At 53.1% G+C, this 17,258-nt stretch carries 14 protein-coding genes; 10 read left to right on the forward strand and 4 right to left on the reverse strand.

Annotated elements, in window-relative coordinates; genetic code table 11:
- Positions 1-43: 43 nt before the first annotated feature.
- The 4 genes from SFA31_RS09815 to mutH form a co-directional block, all read right to left on the reverse strand.
- The gene (locus tag SFA31_RS09815) at positions 44-1,084 is read right to left on the reverse strand and encodes an NADP(H)-dependent aldo-keto reductase (protein WP_322837806.1); all 1,041 of its coding nucleotides are present in this window, start codon (positions 1,082-1,084) and stop codon (positions 44-46) included.
- A 252-nt stretch (positions 1,085-1,336) separates the two neighbouring features.
- Positions 1,337-1,555 (reverse strand): YgdI/YgdR family lipoprotein, encoded by a 219-nt coding sequence (locus tag SFA31_RS09820; RefSeq protein ID WP_322837807.1) that lies wholly within the window; start codon positions 1,553-1,555, stop codon positions 1,337-1,339.
- A gap of 273 nt (positions 1,556-1,828) precedes the next feature.
- Positions 1,829-2,542 (reverse strand): TerC family protein, encoded by a 714-nt coding sequence (locus SFA31_RS09825; protein WP_322837808.1) that lies wholly within the window; start codon positions 2,540-2,542, stop codon positions 1,829-1,831.
- Between the two features lie 113 nt (positions 2,543-2,655).
- On the reverse strand, positions 2,656-3,342 hold the full coding sequence (gene mutH, locus SFA31_RS09830) for a DNA mismatch repair endonuclease MutH (protein WP_322837809.1): 687 nt from the start codon (positions 3,340-3,342) through the stop codon (positions 2,656-2,658).
- Positions 3,343-4,023: 681 nt separating this feature from the next.
- Between mutH and rppH the strand changes: the two genes are divergently transcribed.
- From rppH to ptrA, 10 genes are all read left to right on the forward strand, one after another.
- The gene (rppH, locus tag SFA31_RS09835) at positions 4,024-4,554 is read left to right on the forward strand and encodes an RNA pyrophosphohydrolase (protein WP_322837810.1); all 531 of its coding nucleotides are present in this window, start codon (positions 4,024-4,026) and stop codon (positions 4,552-4,554) included.
- 12 nt (positions 4,555-4,566) lie between these two features.
- A complete protein-coding gene (gene ptsP, locus SFA31_RS09840) occupies positions 4,567-6,813 on the forward strand; it encodes a phosphoenolpyruvate--protein phosphotransferase (RefSeq protein ID WP_322837811.1) in 2,247 nt (748 codons plus the stop codon).
- A gap of 152 nt (positions 6,814-6,965) precedes the next feature.
- Complete coding sequence (gene lgt / locus SFA31_RS09845; protein ID WP_322837812.1) at positions 6,966-7,838, forward strand: prolipoprotein diacylglyceryl transferase; 873 nt, start codon at positions 6,966-6,968, stop codon at positions 7,836-7,838.
- Between the two features lie 6 nt (positions 7,839-7,844).
- Complete coding sequence (gene thyA / locus SFA31_RS09850) at positions 7,845-8,639, forward strand: thymidylate synthase (RefSeq protein ID WP_322837813.1); 795 nt, start codon at positions 7,845-7,847, stop codon at positions 8,637-8,639.
- 462 nt (positions 8,640-9,101) lie between these two features.
- A complete protein-coding gene (locus SFA31_RS09855) occupies positions 9,102-9,569 on the forward strand; it encodes a prepilin peptidase-dependent protein (protein WP_322837814.1) in 468 nt (155 codons plus the stop codon).
- A complete protein-coding gene (locus tag SFA31_RS09860; RefSeq protein ID WP_322837815.1) occupies positions 9,563-10,105 on the forward strand; it encodes a prepilin peptidase-dependent protein in 543 nt (180 codons plus the stop codon). Before SFA31_RS09855 ends, SFA31_RS09860 begins: the two co-directional genes overlap by 7 nt.
- Positions 10,105-10,554: a DUF2509 family protein gene (locus SFA31_RS09865; RefSeq protein WP_322837816.1), complete on the forward strand. Its 450-nt coding sequence runs from the start codon at positions 10,105-10,107 to the stop codon at positions 10,552-10,554. Before SFA31_RS09860 ends, SFA31_RS09865 begins: the two co-directional genes overlap by 1 nt.
- Entirely contained in the window at positions 10,500-10,838 is a 339-nt protein-coding gene (locus tag SFA31_RS09870; RefSeq protein WP_322837817.1) for a hypothetical protein, read from the forward strand. Before SFA31_RS09865 ends, SFA31_RS09870 begins: the two co-directional genes overlap by 55 nt.
- 58 nt (positions 10,839-10,896) lie before the next feature.
- The gene (recC, locus tag SFA31_RS09875) at positions 10,897-14,271 is read left to right on the forward strand and encodes an exodeoxyribonuclease V subunit gamma (protein ID WP_322837818.1); all 3,375 of its coding nucleotides are present in this window, start codon (positions 10,897-10,899) and stop codon (positions 14,269-14,271) included.
- 97 nt (positions 14,272-14,368) lie between these two features.
- The gene (gene ptrA, locus SFA31_RS09880) at positions 14,369-17,257 is read left to right on the forward strand and encodes a pitrilysin (protein WP_322837819.1); all 2,889 of its coding nucleotides are present in this window, start codon (positions 14,369-14,371) and stop codon (positions 17,255-17,257) included.
- Position 17,258: the final 1 nt, after the last annotated feature.

A 17,258-nucleotide genomic window follows, 5' to 3' on the forward strand; every position in this document is an offset into this window, starting at 1 on the left:
GCCTTTTGTCTGTGAATGCAACCAATTACTTTCTCAGTCGCAGTCAGGGGGCCGGGTAGGTATACACCTGATGAATAGCGTTCAGTTCGGCGAGCAGTTCGTCGCTCAGTGTGATATCCAGACTGTCGAGATTAATTTTTAATTGTTCAAGTGAGGTCGCGCCTAAAAGCGTGCTGCCAACAAAACGCTGCTGGCGAACGAACGCCAGCGCCATTTGCGCCGGGTCAAGCCCGTGGCGTTGCGCAAGAGCGACATATGCGGCGGTTGCCTTACCGGCCTGTTCACCGCTATAGCGCGTAAACCGGCTAAATAGCGTGTTGCGGGCTTTAGCCGGCTGTGCTCCGTGAAGATATTTCCCGCTTAATACGCCAAAGGCGAGGCAGGAGTAAGCCAGCAGCATGACGCCTTCGTAGCGGCTTACTTCCGCCAGTCCCACTTCGAAGCTGCGGTTTAGTAAGCTATAAGGGTTTTGCACCGTGACTATACGCGGCAGATCGTGCTTTTCGGCCAGCGCCAGGTAGCGCATTACACCCCATGCCGTTTCATTGGAGACACCGATGTAGCGTATTTTCCCAGCGCGCTGACATTCGGCAAGGGCTTCCAGTGTTTCAAGCAGCGTTATTTCTGGCGCTTTGTCGTCCCAGCGGTAGCCAAGCTGCCCAAAGCAGTTAGTGCTACGCTGCGGCCAGTGGACCTGATAAAGATCCAGATAATCAGTTTGCAGGCGCTTCAAGCTGGCATCCAGCGCATCGCGAATATTTTTGCGATCCAACTTTTGATTCGGGCGAATCTCGCTGTCGTTATTGCGCGCAGGGCCGATAACCTTTGAGGCGATAATCAGTTTTTCTCGGCCACCGCGTTGCGCCAGCCAGTTGCCAATAAAGCGCTCTGTTTGCCCCTGGGTTTCCGGGCGGGGTGGAACCGGATACATTTCTGCGGTATCAATTAAGTTCACGCCCTGGCTGACGGCGTAATCAAGCTGCGCCTGCGCATCCGCCTCACTGTTCTGTTCGCCGAATGTCATCGTTCCAAGCCCAAGTGCGCTAACTTCCAGCGAGCTGTGTGGAATACGGTGGTAATGCATGCCGGTTTCCTTATTTATTATGAGTTGATTTAGCCTGAGAAGAGCGAGTTTGGCACCGTGATGGCGGCGTTGCCGGTGAGCCAGCTCGCTGCGGTATTGCTGCGGATAACGGCCTGTATTTCAGGGTCATAAACTCTGGGTCTGTAGTGAACGTATTTTTATTGGATGCCCGGTAGTTTTTTATCGCCCGAATGGCGCTGCGAAAAGCACTCCTCAGGCGAAAAAAAACGGCCCAGGGCCGATTTTTATACCTTACCGTTCGATAATTTGTGAAACATCGTCGCGGTTAATCTGCATCTCGTTTCCCTGGATGTCCCGATAACTGACAAGCCCGGTATCATCATCTATCTGCGGTTTGCCTTCCGTAAGGATCATTCGCCCGTCTTTTGTGGCCATAACATAATCACTACTGCATCCTGATACGGCAAAGACCAATCCTACGGCGGAAATGGCGACAGCCCATTTTTTCATTTTCTTCCCTCTTTCCGTTCGTGACTACTGATAAGCATTTACCCTAACCGATCGATAAGTAAACGACCGTGAGGCAGGGCATTTTCCGATAAGCGCGTATAGCGTCGAGATATAGCGATTTTTCACGCTGAGTAGCCGAAAGAGCCGGCCAGGCCATCGACGTCATCAGCCAGAACTTTATTTATTAATAACCTACACTTACCAAAGAAGAAAGCTATGAAGTCTGAAAAAAGGATATTTCTGTCACAAAACCCCCTGGCAGAGGGGGCACGGTTAGCTGCGATGTTTTTTGCTGCGTAACAGATTCAGGCTTTCAACGGCGATAGAGAAGAACATGGCGAAGTAGATATACCCCTTGGGAACATGGATATCGATACTTTCCAAAATAAGCGTCAGTCCCACCAGAATCAGAAACGCCAGCGCCAGCATTTTTACTGAAGGATGCCTGTCGACAAACTCGCCAATGGGGCGCGCGGCGAACATCATTACCCCCACGGCTATGACCACTGCCGCCATCATAATGATTAAATGCCCGGAAAGGCCGACTGCGGTAATTACGGAATCAAGGCTGAAAATAATATCCAACAGCATAATTTGTAAGATTGCACCCCAAAATGAGTGGACGTGGGTCTCTTGAGCGCTTTCATCGCCTTCAATAGACTCGTGGATCTCTTTACTCGCTTTGATTACCAAAAACAGGCCGCCGAGCAGCAGAATCAGATCGCGCACGGAAATCGCGTGGCCAAAAACGGTAAATAACGGCTGGATCAGATGGCTTACCCAGGCGATAGAGGCCAGCAGCGCCAGGCGCATGAGCATCGCCGCGCTAAGCCCCACGCGCCGCGCGCGGTTTTGCAGATGCGGCGGTAGTTTCGCCACCACCAGCGAAAGAAAAATGATGTTATCAATACCCAGTACGATTTCCAGAAGCGTGAGCGTGCCAAGCGCCAGCCACGCGCTGGGATCTGTTATCCATGCAAGCAACATTGACTATCCTGCTAAAAAAGAAAAATGTCGGGCCGGTTAAGCAAGCCTGTGACGAAAATACCCTCAAAAAGAAGGCGTAGTATAGGCTATGTTGCGCGTCGGCAAAATGCCGTTTACAGGAGAAAATGGCGGGCCAGCAGAGCGGCAGTAAAGGCTTTTTTTAGATAAAATCCGCGTGGGAGGGTTAAAATTGGCTCCCCGTGTTCCCCGATGGCTTCCGTCAGCGCCCGAGCGTTAGCCGCCTTAGGACGTATTTGTAAAACTTCGCCGTGCCGGGCGGTAATACGTTCAACGTGCCCTAACACAATGAAATCCATTAACTCTTCCCAGTCGCGACGTAGCTGTTCATCTTCTTCAGGCGACGGGCTCCAAAGTAGTGGACTACCGACGCGGCGTTCTGATAAGGGGATACTGCGCTCGCCTTCAACGGGAATCCATAGCACCCGGCGCAATTTATAGCGCACATGGCTGCTTTCCCAGGTAATTCCCGTATTGCCCGTTAAAGGTGCGACACAAACGAAAGTGGTTTCCAGCGGTCGGCCGTGGGCATCGACCGGAATGCTCTTAAGCTCAATACCGAGTGCCGCAAAATCCTGTTCTGGCTTGCTGCCAGCGCTGGCTCCGAGCCAGTGTTCCAGCAGTAAACCTGTCCAGCCTTTATCTCGCTTTAAATCTTGAGGAATAGGCAGCCCTGCGAGGCTTGCCAGCTCGCCCAATGTGTAACCTGCCAGCCGGTGCGCCTGGTCAATTAACTGTGCCTCGCTTGCGGGAGGTTGCAGAAAAGGGCGTAGTAATTCCATTGCTCGTTATCAGTGGTTAAAAAATCGCCGCCTGATGGCAGGCGCGGTGAATAAAGTGTACCTGCCCTGAGTAAAAATACCAACGTTATGATTTTCCGTATATTTTATTAGCGTAATTTGTTGGGTATTCGCTGGCATAAAAGCTTTTCCCTTTCTGAACACTGGCAATGAACAGGATCTTCCCCCCGGTTATCCACAGAATAATGGGATAACTGGGGGAAATGACGACTACTGTTTCCATTTACAGGCTTGACGAATGCCATATTTGCGATATTCCACCCAATTATGACTAACTTATTGGCACAATCTGTGGATAAAATCGACTGTGTATAAAAAAACGTCAGCTTGCGGATCTTTAGTGGGTAACTGGGGATATAGGCCCCGTGAATCCTCATTATTATTTATTTAATTTTTTGATATATAAGGAATATTAAGATATTCCCGCTGAGGGGTTCAAAACGCTGTACAGAGTTTTCCCGCGTTAATTCCTCACTTCTACACAGCGATATCCACAGAAAAAGTGAATAAACTCGCGCTAAAAGCCGATGTCTGTTTATAACTTGAGCTTTTACTGTGAGTTATTCAATGGTTATACCTTTTCAACAACGCGAGAGAGTGGTTTACCGCCCAACGGGAGTATGAAACAATCGACGCCATCCAGATTTATTTTGAGGTAGTCCGGTGATTGATGACGATGGCTACCGCCCAAACGTTGGAATTGTTATCTGTAATCGTCAGGGGCAGGTTATGTGGGCCAGACGTTTTGGGCAACATTCCTGGCAGTTTCCTCAGGGAGGAATTAATCCCGGAGAGTCCCCTGAGCAGGCAATGTACCGGGAACTGTATGAGGAAGTGGGGTTACAGCGCAAAGACGTGCGCCTTTTAGCCTCCACCCGCAACTGGTTACGGTACAAATTACCAAAGCGTTTGGTGCGTTGGGATACAAAACCTGTCTGTATTGGGCAAAAACAGAAGTGGTTTCTGCTGCAATTAACCGGCAGCGATAGCGATATTAATATGCAGGCCAGCGGTATGCCCGAATTCGATGGCTGGCGCTGGGTGAGTTATTGGTATCCGGTTCGGCAAGTGGTGTCTTTTAAACGCGATGTCTATCGTCGCGTAATGAAAGAGTTCGCCAGCGTGGTAATGCCGATGCAGGAGCCAGGCTCTCAGCGGCATTCATCGCCCCACTGGCGGCGAAAAAGAGGCTAGGCCACGCGTAATATGCTTACTCCGCTACGAGAGATAGTCGAAAAAGTTGCCAGCGCTCCCCGTCTTAGCGAGGCGCTGGAAATTTTGGTCAATGACATTTGCCGCGCAATGGATACGGAGGTTTGTTCGGTCTATCTCGCCGACCATGAACGGCGCTGTTACTATCTAATGGCGACGCGGGGCCTTAAAAAGCCGCGCGGTCGCACCATTACCCTAGCGTTTGATGAAGGCCTGGTAGGGCTAGTGGGCCGTCTGGCCGAGCCTATTAACTTAGCCGACGCGCAAAAACATCCGAGCTTTAAATTTATCCCCGCCGTAAAAGAAGAACGCTTTCGTGCTTTTCTGGGCGTGCCTATTATCCAGCGCCGTCAGTTGCTCGGTATTCTCGTGGTCCAGCAGCGTGAACAGCGGCAGTTCGATGAGAGCGAAGAATCTTTCCTCGTCACGCTCGCAACGCAAATGGCCGCCATTCTCTCTCAGTCGCAATTAACCGCGCTGTTCGGGCAATATCGGCAAACGCGCCTGCGCGCACTTGCGGCCTCACCCGGCGTGGCGGTGGCAGAAGGGTGGATGGATACCACGATGCCGCTGATTGAGCAGGTGCCGGAGGCCTCTACGCTGGATGTCGCCCGTGAGCGCGAGCGCCTTTCTTCTGCTCTGGAAGAGGCTTCTGCGGAGTTTCGGCGCTTCAGTAAACGCTTTGCCGCAGGCGCGCAAAAAGAGACCGCGGCGATTTTCGATCTGTATATCCACCTGCTGTCTGACGTTAACCTGCGCCGTGAGTTATACGCAGAGATTGAAAAGGGTGCCGTTGCCGAATGGGCCGTCAGAAAAGTAATTGAAAAATTCGCCGCACGCTTTGCCAGGCTTAATGACGGTTATCTTAAAGAGCGGGCCGTTGATTTACGCACTTTGGGTCAGCGCCTGCTATTCCAGCTTGATGATACGATCCTGGGGCCAAATACCTGGCCTGCCCGCTTTGTTCTGGTTGCCGATGAGCTATCGGCCGCCACGCTCGCTGAAGTACCGACGGAGCGTCTGGCAGGCGTTGTGGTTCGCGACGGCGCGGCCAATTCGCACGCGGCGATTATGGTCAGAGCGATGGGCATTCCCACCGTTATGGGCGCGGATATCCAGCCGCAGATGCTGCATCAGCGAATGCTCATTGTTGATGGCTATCGGGGGGAGGTGCTGGTCGATCCGGGGCCGACGCTGATAACGGAATATCAGCGGGTAATTGGCGAAGAAAATGCGCTCAGTCAGCTGGCAGAAGAAGAGGCGACTCAGGCCGCGCGCCTGAAAAGCGGTGAGCGTATCCAGGTGATGCTTAATGCCGGTCTTAGCCCGGAGCTTGAAGAAAAGCAGGGAGCGTGGGTAGACGGCATCGGCCTGTATCGCACAGAAATTCCGTTTATGCTACAGAGCGGTTTTCCCTCGGAAGAAGAGCAGGTCGCCCAATATCAGGGCATGCTGCAAACGTTCTACAATAAGCCTGTGGTGCTGCGTACGCTGGACGTGGGCGCCGATAAACAATTGCCCTACATGCCTATCAGCGAAGAAAATCCCAGTCTCGGCTGGCGGGGCATGCGTATCACGCTGGATCAGCCAGAGATCTTCCTGATCCAGGTGCGCGCCATGCTGCGCGCCAACGCCGCCAGCGGCAATCTCAGTATCCTCCTGCCGATGATAACCAGCCTTGATGAAGTGGATGAGGCGCGTCGGCTTATCGACCGCGCCTGGCGCGAAGTAGAGGACGGGCTGGGCTATGCCATTCCCACACCGCGTATTGGCGTGATGGTGGAAGTACCTTCCATGATCTTTATGCTGCCGCAGCTTGCCGGGCGCGTAGATTTTATCTCAATAGGATCAAACGATCTGACGCAGTATTTATTGGCGGTCGATCGAAATAATACTCGCGTTGCCGGGCTTTATGACAGCCTGCATCCGGCAATGCTCCGGGCGCTGTCGGTGATTGCCCGGGATGCGCAAAGCGCCGGGTTGGATATCGGGCTTTGCGGTGAAATGGCGGGCGACCCGATGTGCGTCGCGGTGCTCGTCGGCCTCGGATACCATCATCTTTCAATGAATGCGCGCTCTGTGGCCCGGGTTAAATACCTGCTGCGGCATATTACTCTGGAAGAGGCGCAGGCTTTGGCGCAGCGCAGCCTGGAGGCGCAGCTTGTGACCGAAGTGCGGCATCAAATTGCCGCCTTTATGGAGCGGCGCGGCGTGGGTGGTTTAATACGCGGCGGGCGCTGAGGAACGGCGTTTCTCGCGTTCTTTTACATCTTCGCGACGTTTCCTGCCAGGGCTTTATGCTATGATCCGCTGCTTTGGGAGCGTCCGGTGAGGGCGCGTAACGTATCAATCCGCCCAACGCGCGGGCGGGATAAACAGCTTTATGGTGACAGATGAACAGTGGCTATTTGCGTTTCCCTAACTTCGATCCGGTGATTTTTTCCATCGGCCCGGTTTCACTTCACTGGTACGGGCTTATGTATCTGGTGGGATTCGTTTTTGCGATGTGGCTAGCGGTGCGGCGCGCTAATCGACCGGGAAGCGGCTGGACGAAAAACGAAGTGGAAAATCTGCTCTACGCCGGTTTCCTGGGCGTGTTCCTCGGTGGGCGTATTGGCTACGTTTTATTCTATAACTTGCCGCTATTTTTGGATAATCCGCTGTATTTATTTCGGGTGTGGGACGGGGGAATGTCCTTCCACGGCGGGCTTATCGGCGTTATCTGCGTCATGCTGATTTTCGCGTATCGCACAAAGCGCACCTTTTTCCAGGTCTCCGATTTTATTGCGCCCCTGATTCCGTTTGGCTTAGGCGCCGGGCGTTTAGGCAATTTTATCAACGGAGAACTGTGGGGGCGCGTCGATCCCGGGTTTCGTTTTGCCATGTTATTCCCCGGCTCCCGCAGTGAAGATATCGGGCTTTTGCCTTCACACCCCCAATGGCAGGCATTGCTTAACACCTACGGCGTATTGCCGCGCCATCCTTCACAGCTCTACGAACTTTTTCTTGAAGGCATCGTGCTGTTTATCATTCTTAACCTGTTTATTCGCAAACCGCGCCCAACCGGGGCGGTATCCGGGCTTTTTCTTATTGGCTACGGCGCTTTTCGCATCATCGTTGAGTTTTTCCGCCAGCCGGATGCGCAGTTTACCGGGGCATGGGTGCAGTACATCAGTATGGGGCAGATCCTTTCAATTCCGATGATTGTTGCCGGGCTTGTCATGATGATTTGGGCCTATCGCCGCCGTCAGCCGCAGGTATCTTGAGGACATATGCAACAGTATCTTGATTTAATGAAAAAGGTGTTAGCCGAAGGGACGCCAAAAAACGATCGCACCGGCACCGGCACTCTCTCGATTTTCGGACATCAAATGCGTTTTGACCTCAGCAAGGGGTTTCCGCTGGTGACGACGAAACGTTGCCATCTTCGCTCCATCATTCATGAACTGCTGTGGTTCCTGAAAGGCGATACCAACGTTGCCTATTTGCATGATAACAATGTCACTATCTGGGATGAATGGGCCGATGCAAACGGCGACCTGGGGCCCGTGTACGGTAAACAATGGCGTAGCTGGGGCGCCCCTAACGGGCGCTCAATAGATCAAATCGCAAAAGTGCTGGAACAGCTTAAAAGCGACCCGGATTCACGGCGAATTATCGTGTCGGCGTGGAACGTCGGCGAGCTGGATGAGATGGCGCTGGCTCCTTGCCACGCCTTCTTCCAGTTTTACGTAGCAAATGGGCGGCTGTCCTGCCAGCTATACCAGCGTTCATGCGATGTTTTCCTTGGCCTGCCGTTTAATATCGCCAGCTATGCGCTGCTGGTGCATATGGTAGCCCAGCAGTGCAATCTGGAGGCCGGTGATTTCGTGTGGACCGGCGGAGATACGCATTTATATAGTAATCATCTGGAGCAAACCCGTCTGCAATTAACGCGTGAGCCGCGTCCCTTGCCGCAGCTCGTCATTAAGCGAAAGCCTGATTCGCTGTTTGAGTATTGCTTCGATGATTTTGAAATTGAAGGCTACGATCCATATCCGGCTATCAAAGCACCGGTAGCAATTTAATCGCGCGGCTTCTTTAGTATTATCGTTAGCGGGCGCCGCGCTACGGCATTAGCATCATGGTGTTTTTCCCACGGCGCTGCGCCCGCCAGAAGTCAGGATAACGTAACGTTATATACGGCTTTATCCTGGTCTCTGCGCCTGGCTTTCACTCCCTACTCTGCCTCACTTCTGGTTAGCTCATTATCGGGCGCCTGCCGGTGGAAAATGCTATACCCGCGCTGGCGTTTTCTTGCGTTGGATACCGAGCTTCGGCGTAAAAAGAGCGTTATCGACAAAAGAGCGGCTCACCGAAGCGAAGTTCCCCCTAAAGAGATACTCCCCCGTAACAGAGCCTGACTGATTTGCGTATCATCTTCCAGGATAGTGTAACCACTGGCAACGAAGTCAATGCGTGTGCGAGCCAGCGCGCAGGCAGCCTAAATTAGGCTGGCGGTAGCCGTATCAATAAGCACAATAGCCTTCATGAATCAGACAAAGCAGGGTTTTACATTGATTGAGCTGGTGCTGGTAATGGGCATTGTGGCCTCGCTCAGCGTTGGTGGCCTTTACGGCTGGCGTCACTGGCAGCAGCAACAGCGTTTACAGCAAAATGCGCTATTGCTGCGGGCCTGGTTACAGCAAATACGCGATGAAGCGAATGCGACTAACAGGGATTTTCATATTCGGCTTACGCAGCAGAACAAACAGTGGGCGCTTACCGCCTGCGCGAATTCAGGGGCGGCGTGCTCTCCCCAAAGTCGGCATATCTGGCGCCCCACCGTGCCGGATATCTGGCTGGAGGGCGATGCAAGTAATATTCATTTCTATGGCTTACGTAATACGGCCTGGGCCGGGCATCTGTCGCTCGGGAATGCAGGCGGCCGCTGGCGTATTATTATTTCCAGTTGGGGGCGTATTCGCCTGTGTCTTGAGGGTAAGCGCGCATGTTAATTGAATCGTCACGCGGATTTGTCATGCCAGAAGCGCTAATGTCAGCGGCATTAGGAGCCCTCATTATGCTGGGAGCCGGGCAGCTTATTAGCGCATTGCAGCACGCATCGCTGCGTATTTTCTATAAGCAAGGCTTGGAAGAAGATATGCAGCGCCTGGCGTTAACCATCGGAAAATCGCTCCAGCGCGCGGGTTATTGTCGCAAGGTCTGCGCGTTTGAGGGGCTGCGTATTCAGGAACATGAAAACTGTGTGTTAATACAGCGAGATAAGCGATCCGGTGACGGGCGGGAGCGAATAGGTTACCGGCTAAAACAAGGGAGCCTGGAAACGCATGGTGATACGCTTTCCTGCGTGGGTAAAGGCTGGGAGAAAATGACTAATCCTGTGGAACTCACCATTACGCGTTTTACTGTCGTTCGCAAAGAGCGTCTGCCCTGGCCGCCGCTATTGACGCTGCGTCTGGAGGCGCGCTCAGGCGGTCGAAACGCATTTTCCTTAAGCGCCGAGTCGGCTATAAGCGGCTTTAACCTGTGATGAACGCGCAGCGCGGTAACGTCGTCTGGCTCATGCTGGCTGTGCTGATGCTATTGGCGACGCAGTTACTCTGGGGAATGAATCAGCTTTATATTTCACGCTTATCCGGTGTCCATACTGAAATACAGTATCTGCGCATGACATTGCAGGCGCTATCGGCTCTTGATGAGAGCGCTTCGCTGGCGTGGTCCCCGCATACCGAGTGGCAGTGCCAGCAGGCACGCGGCGGCGGAAGAGCCTGTGTGAAAATGATGCCGGGAGATAACTTACTTATTGTGGGCGTTGACGCTCAGGAGAGACTGCGGTTTTGGCGCCGTGGCGCTTATAGCAACGGTAAAGTTCACTTCCATTCCCGCGGATGGAGCGACTTCTGCCCGTACACGCCGGAGGATGAATGCGAACTGCCATCGATTCAGGGCAAAGGGGATTTAGCCTGGCGGGAACGCTGATAGCGCTACTTCTTTTCACCATTTTTGCTGCGACATTAAGCGGCTGGCAGCGCTCGCTAATTCAGGGCTTTGTCGCTCAGCGTGCGCTGGAGAATCACTGGCGGGCGAACGTAAAACGGCTTGAGGAATGGCCGCTGGTTTCTCCGGACCAGCTACCGGTACAAAGCGAGACTTTATTGCACGGATGTGTCAGCATCACCCTCTTTGTGCCTGATATGCATGGAAGCGGTCAGCCTTTACGGCGCGAGCGTTGCCCAAACTTGTTATCGTCATCGTCGCCATAGTCACCATAATGCAGTGGGCTAAATTCGTAGATGCAGACTGGAACCGTCGGAAAACATTATGCTGAGAGTTTATCACTCCAACCGGCTCGACGTGCTGGAAGAAATGATGGAGTTTATTGTTGGGCAGCAGCCGCTGGCAGATCCGTTTGAGCCGGAAGTGATTCTGGTACAAAGCGTAGGTATGTCGCAGTGGCTGCAAATGACGCTGGCTCAGCGTTTTCAAATTGCCGCCAATATTCGGTTTCCGCTGCCGTCCAGCTTTATCTGGGAAATGTTTGTACGTGTGCTGCCCGAAATGCCTAAGGAAAGCGCATTTAACAAGAATAGCATGGGCTGGAAGTTAATGAGCCTGTTGCCCGAATATCTGGATCTGCCGGAATTTGAGGCGCTGCGGCATTATCTGTCAGAGGATAATGACAAACGCAAATTGTTTCAGTTAGCCAATCGCGTTGCGGATCTGTTTGACCAATATTTGGTCTATCGTCCTGACTGGCTGCTCCGCTGGGAGGCGAACAAAGAAGTTGACGGTTTGAGTGACGCTCAGCGCTGGCAGGCTGCGCTCTGGCGCGGGCTGGTTTCTGTAACCGAACAGCTGGGGCAGGCGCCCTGGCATCGCGCTAATTTATATCGTCGCTTTATCCAGACGCTGCAAAATGCGGATACTCCACCGGACGGATTGCCTGCGCGCATCTTTATTTGCGGTATTTCAGCGTTGCCTCCCGTGTATCTGGAAGCATTACAGGCGCTTGGGCAGCATATTGAAGTTCATCTATTTTTCACCAATCCCTGCCGTGGCTATTGGGGGGACATAAAAGATCCTGCGTTTTTAGCCCGATTATTGGGGCGGCAGCGGCGTATTGCAGGTAGCGATCGGCGCTTGCCCCTGTTTCCCGACTCCCGGAATGCAGCGCTGCGCTTTAATGAACAGGGAGAGCAAGACCTCGGCAACCCGCTACTGGCCTCGTGGGGGAAGCTTGGGCGCGATTATTTGTATTTACTCTCTGAATTGGAGCATACAGAAGAGCTGGACGCGTTTGTCGATATACCTCCGGATAATTTATTGCAGCGGGTGCAGGGCGATTTGCTGGAGCTGCGCAATCGTGAGGTGGTTGGGCTAAATGCTAAGGAATTCGCCCGAAGTGATAAAAAATGCCTACTTATGCCCGAGGATCGCAGCATTTCACTGCATGTGTGTCATAGCCCTCAGCGCGAGGTGGAAGTTTTACACGATAGCCTGCTGGCAATGATGGCGGCGGACCCCGCCCTGACTCCGCGCGATATTATTGTGATGGTGGCGGACATCGACAGCTACAGCCCGTTTATCCAGGCGGTGTTTGGCAGCGTAAACGATGAGCGCAAGCTTCCGTTTGCAATATCCGATCGGCGCGCCAGGGAGGCACATCCGGTTATTCAGGCCTTTATCTCACTCCTGGCGCTGCCCGATAGCCGCTTTTCCGCGCAGGACGTCCTGGCATTGCTTGAAGTCCCGACGCTGGCCGCGCGTTTCAATATCGATGAAGACGGTCTGCGCTATTTACGGCAGTGGGTGAGTGAATCTGGCGTTCGCTGGGGATTAGACGATGACAGCGTGCGGGACATGGGCCTGCCTGCTACCGGGCAGCACACGTGGCGTTTTGGTTTAACGCGTATGCTGCTGGGATACGCCATGGAAAGCCGGGCCGGCGCCTGGCATTCAGTTTTACCCTATGATGAATCTACCGGGCTGGTTGCGACGCTTATCGGCCATCTTGCCGATTTATTAATGTGCTTAAGCAAGTGGCGCGAAATTTTGGCGGATGCGCGTGTCCTGGCCGAGTGGCTGCCGGTTTGTCGTGAAATGCTCGATGCATGCTTTTTACCGGATACCGACACGGAAGCGGTGATAACGCTTATCGAGCAGCAGTGGCAAAACGTTATAAGCCAGGGAATCGACGCCGCCTATCAGGAAACAGTTCCCGTCACACTCTTAAGAGACGAGCTTACGCGTCGGCTGGATCAGGAGCGTATCAGCCAGCGCTTTCTGGCGGGGCCTATCAATTTTTGTACACTCATGCCTATGCGTTCCATTCCATTTAAAGTGGTTTGCCTGCTTGGCATGAATGACGGCGTTTACCCGCGAGCGCTTTCCCCGTTAGGGTTTGATTTAATGAGCGAAAAACCCAGGCGGGGCGATCGCAGCCGAAGGGACGACGATAGATATCTCTTTCTTGAAGCGGTGCTTTCTGCGCAGCAGCGCCTGTGGATAAGCTATATTGGGCGATCCATTCAGGATAATAGCGAACGCTATCCGTCGGTGCTGGTAGAGGAACTTCTCAATTATATCGCCAATAGTCACTATTTACCCGGTGATGAGGAATGTAACTGCGATGAAAGCGCGGAGCGAGTGGCGCAGCATATTGCCTGCCAGCATCCGCGCACGCCGTTTGACGCGCGAGGATTTCTGCCCGGCGAGGAGCACCAAAGCTTTGCAAAAGAGTGGCTCCCGGCGGCTGGCGAACAGGGCATCGAAATACCTGATTTCGTCCAACCGTTAGCGCCTTTAACCGTTGATGCGCTAACGGTTGGTCAGTTACAGCGTTTCTGGCAACATCCGGTGCGCGCTTTTTTCCAGATGCGTTTGCGCGTTAACTTTTCTGTCGAAGATGCGGAACTCCCGGATGAAGAACCGTTCACGCTTGATGCGCTGCACCGCTTCCATCTTAATCATCAGTTGTTGAATACGCTGGTGGGAGAGCTGGATGCAGGGCTGCTTTATCAGAGATATCGTGCGGCGGGGGAACTGCCCTACGGCGCTTTCGGCGATATCTGGTGGGAGTCGCAGCTTCAGGAAATGCAGCAGTTAGCCGGGCGGGTGCTGGAACAGCGCCAGCAGGGAGAGAACAGAGAAATCGATCTCGCTTTAAACGGGCTTCATCTTACCGGATGGCTGACGGACGTTCAGCCCGATGGACTATTGCGCTGGCGCCCTTCCATACTCACAGAAAGGCACGGCCTGCAACTTTGGCTTGAGCATCTTGTCTATTGTGCCAGCGGCGGACAGGGTGAAAGCCGATTATTGGGGCGCCTTGATTCACAGTGGCATTTTCCCGCACTGGAACCGCCGCAGGCGCAGGCTATCTTAGGCGATTATATGGACGGCTACCTTCGGGGGTTAAATCAGCCGCTAATGTTGCTTCCCGCCTGCGCCGGCGCCTGGATAAAAACCTGCTATGACGCAAATCTGAGAGATATTCACTGGGATGATGCAGCGCAGCTTAAGGCGCAGAGCAAAGTCATCCAGGCGTGGGAAGGAAACCCTATCGTTGCGGGAGAAGGTGAAGATATCTGGCTACAGCGTTTATGGCAGTATCTCGACCAGCAACGTTATGAAACGATAGTACGTGAAGCGCAGCGCTGGTTATTACCGATGTTTCAACATAGCCAGCGGTCTTAGAGCGTCGGGAAGGCGATAAAAGGCCTGTTACACGTAGAATAAATGGATGTAATACGACACTTCGCGGCACAGAAGCCGTAATCAATGAGGTTAATGAATGCGTAAATGCGGTGCCTGGTTAAAGATTTGTTGTTTCATGGCCGTGATTTGGATGCCAATAAGTTATGCAGATAGCGGCTGGCAGCCTATTCAGGAAACGATTCATAAAAGCGAAAAAGATGCCCGAGAGTATCAGGCTATTCGCCTGAATAATGGCATGGTTGTGCTGCTGGTTTCCGATCCACAGGCGGTGAAATCACTCTCTGCGCTCATTGTGCCAGTGGGATCGCTGCAGGATCCTGACGCGCATTTAGGCATGGCGCACTACCTTGAACATATGACGCTCATGGGGTCTCACAAATATCCTGAACCTGATAGCCTGGCTGAATTTCTAAAAATGCACGGCGGCAGCCACAACGCCAGCACAGCCCCTTATCGGACGGCGTATTATCTTGAGGTTGAAAACGATGCGCTGGCACCGGCTGTCGACAGGCTTGCGGATGCGATTGCTGCCCCTAATTTATTGGCCGAGTTTGCCAACCGTGAGCGCAACGCCGTTAACGCAGAACTCACTATGGCGCGCACCCGGGATGGCATGCGCATGGCGCAGGTTAGCGCTGAAACGCTAAATCCGGCGCATCCTGGCTCGCGCTTTTCTGGCGGCAATTTGGAAACGCTTAAAGACAAGCCCGGCAGTAAATTACACGATGCGCTGCTGGCCTTCCGCCAGCGCTGGTATTCCGCCAATTTGATGAAGGCGGTTATTTATGGCAAACAGCCTCTTCCACAACTGGCCAATATCGCCGCCCAAAGCTACGGACGTATTGAGAACCGCAATATCGCCGCTCCTGCGATAACGGTGCCGGTAGTCACTGATGCACAAAAAGGCGAGATTATTCATTACATTCCCGCACAGCCGCGTAAGGTCATCCGCGTTGAATTCCGCATTGAAAACAACAGCGCGGCGTTCCGAAGCAAATCGGACGAGTTAATTAGCTATTTGATAGGCAACCGTAGCGAAAATACGCTTTCCGACTGGTTACAAAAACAGGGGCTGGCGGAAGACGTGCGCGCCAGCGCCGATCCGAATACCAGCGGAAACGGCGGCGTGTTTTCGATAGCCGTTTCTTTAACAGACAAAGGTCTGCAAAATCGGGATCGCGTAGTGGCGGCGATATTTAGCTATTTATCGCTGCTGCGTGAAAAGGGCATCGATAAACGCTATTTTGATGAACTGGCCAATGTGCTGGATCTGGACTTCCGCTATCCGACGATAACGCGTGATATGAGTTATGTTGAATGGCTGGCAGATACCATGCTTCAGGTTCCTGTGCCCCATATTCTGGATGCGGCGAATATTGCCGATCGCTACGATCCTAAGGCGATACAAATGCGTCTGGCGATGATGACGCCAGACAATGCGCGCATCTGGTTCATCAGCCCGGATGAACCTCATAACAAAATGGCGTACTTCGTTAATGCGCCCTATCAGGTTGATAAAATCACACCGTCGCGCCTGGCGCGGTGGCGCGACGCCGCTCAGAAGATCCATTTGGCTCTGCCGGCGCTCAATCCGTATATTCCGGATGACTTTACCCTGATCGCACCGCAAAAGGCATATTCGCATCCGTCGCTGCTGGTGAACGAGGCGGGGCTGCGCGTGTTTTATATGCCAAGCCAGCATTTTGCCAGCGAGCCGCGAGCGGATATTACTGCGGTGTTCAGAAATCCACGGGCGATGAACAGCGCCCGAAATCAGGTGTTGTTCGCGCTAAATGATTATATGGCAGGTGCCGCTTTGGATGAGTTGGGGAATCAGGCTTCCGTGGGGGGGATCAGTTTCTCGACCAGTGCCAACAGCGGGTTAATGGTTAATGCCAGCGGATACACGCAGCGCCTGCCGCAATTATTTACCCGATTGATTGACGGTTATTTTAACTATGAGCCGCAGTCCGCCTGGCTTGAGCAGGCAAAAGCCTGGTATATTCGTATGCTTGATTCTGCTGAAAAAGGGAAGCCTTATGAGCAGGCAATTATGCCTGTACAAATGCTTTCACAGGTGCCTTACTTCCAGCGCGCAACGCGCCGTGCGCTGCTGCCTTCAATCACTATGGACGATGTCTTGCGCTATCGTGAGACATTGAGACGCGGTGCTAAACCGGAATTTTTTGTGCTCGGCAACATGACACCGGAAGCTTCAACCTCTCTGGCGCGCCAGATAAAGCGCCAGCTTCAGCTTGAAGGGGGGGAATGGTGCCGCTCTCAGGACATCCTGGTTGATAAATCCCGCCGCATTGTGATGCAGGAAAAAGGTAAAAGCACAGACTCAGCGCTAGCGGCGGTTTTTGTCCCTGTTGGGTACGATGAGACGCAGAGCGCTGCCTATAGCGCGATGCTGGCGCAAATCGTCCAGCCCTGGTTTTACAATCAGTTGCGCACGCAGGAACAGTTAGGTTACGCGGTATTCGCCTTCCCTATGGCATTAGGACGACAGTGGGGTATTGGGTTTTTGCTGCAAAGTAGCGATAAACAGCCCGCGGCGCTTTGGCAGCGTTACCAGGCCTTTTTCCCGGGCGTTGAATCGCGTTTGCGTCGGCTTTCCGCGGTTGATTTCTCACGTATTCAACGGGGTGTGATCGGGGAAATGTTACAGGCTCCGCAAACCATGGGTGAAGAAGCGGCGCGCTATAGCAAAGATTTTGATCGGGGCAATCTGGCATTTGACTCCCGTGACAATGTTATTGCCTATATTAAAACGCTGTCTCCTCAGAAGCTGGCCGATTACTTCCATCAGGCTGTGATAGCCCATAGCGGGGCTGCAATTTTATCGCAAATTGCCGGCAGCCAGGGTGGAAAGACTCTGTTCGCTCGGCCTCGTGGCTGGCAGCCTGAAGATGACGTCAGCCGATTGCAGCACAGTTTTCCGTTAAGACAAGAACCTCAATGAG

Source organism: Erwinia sp. HR93 (genome assembly GCF_034555055.1).
Taxonomy (GTDB): Bacteria; Pseudomonadota; Gammaproteobacteria; order Enterobacterales; family Enterobacteriaceae; genus Apirhabdus; species Apirhabdus apintestini.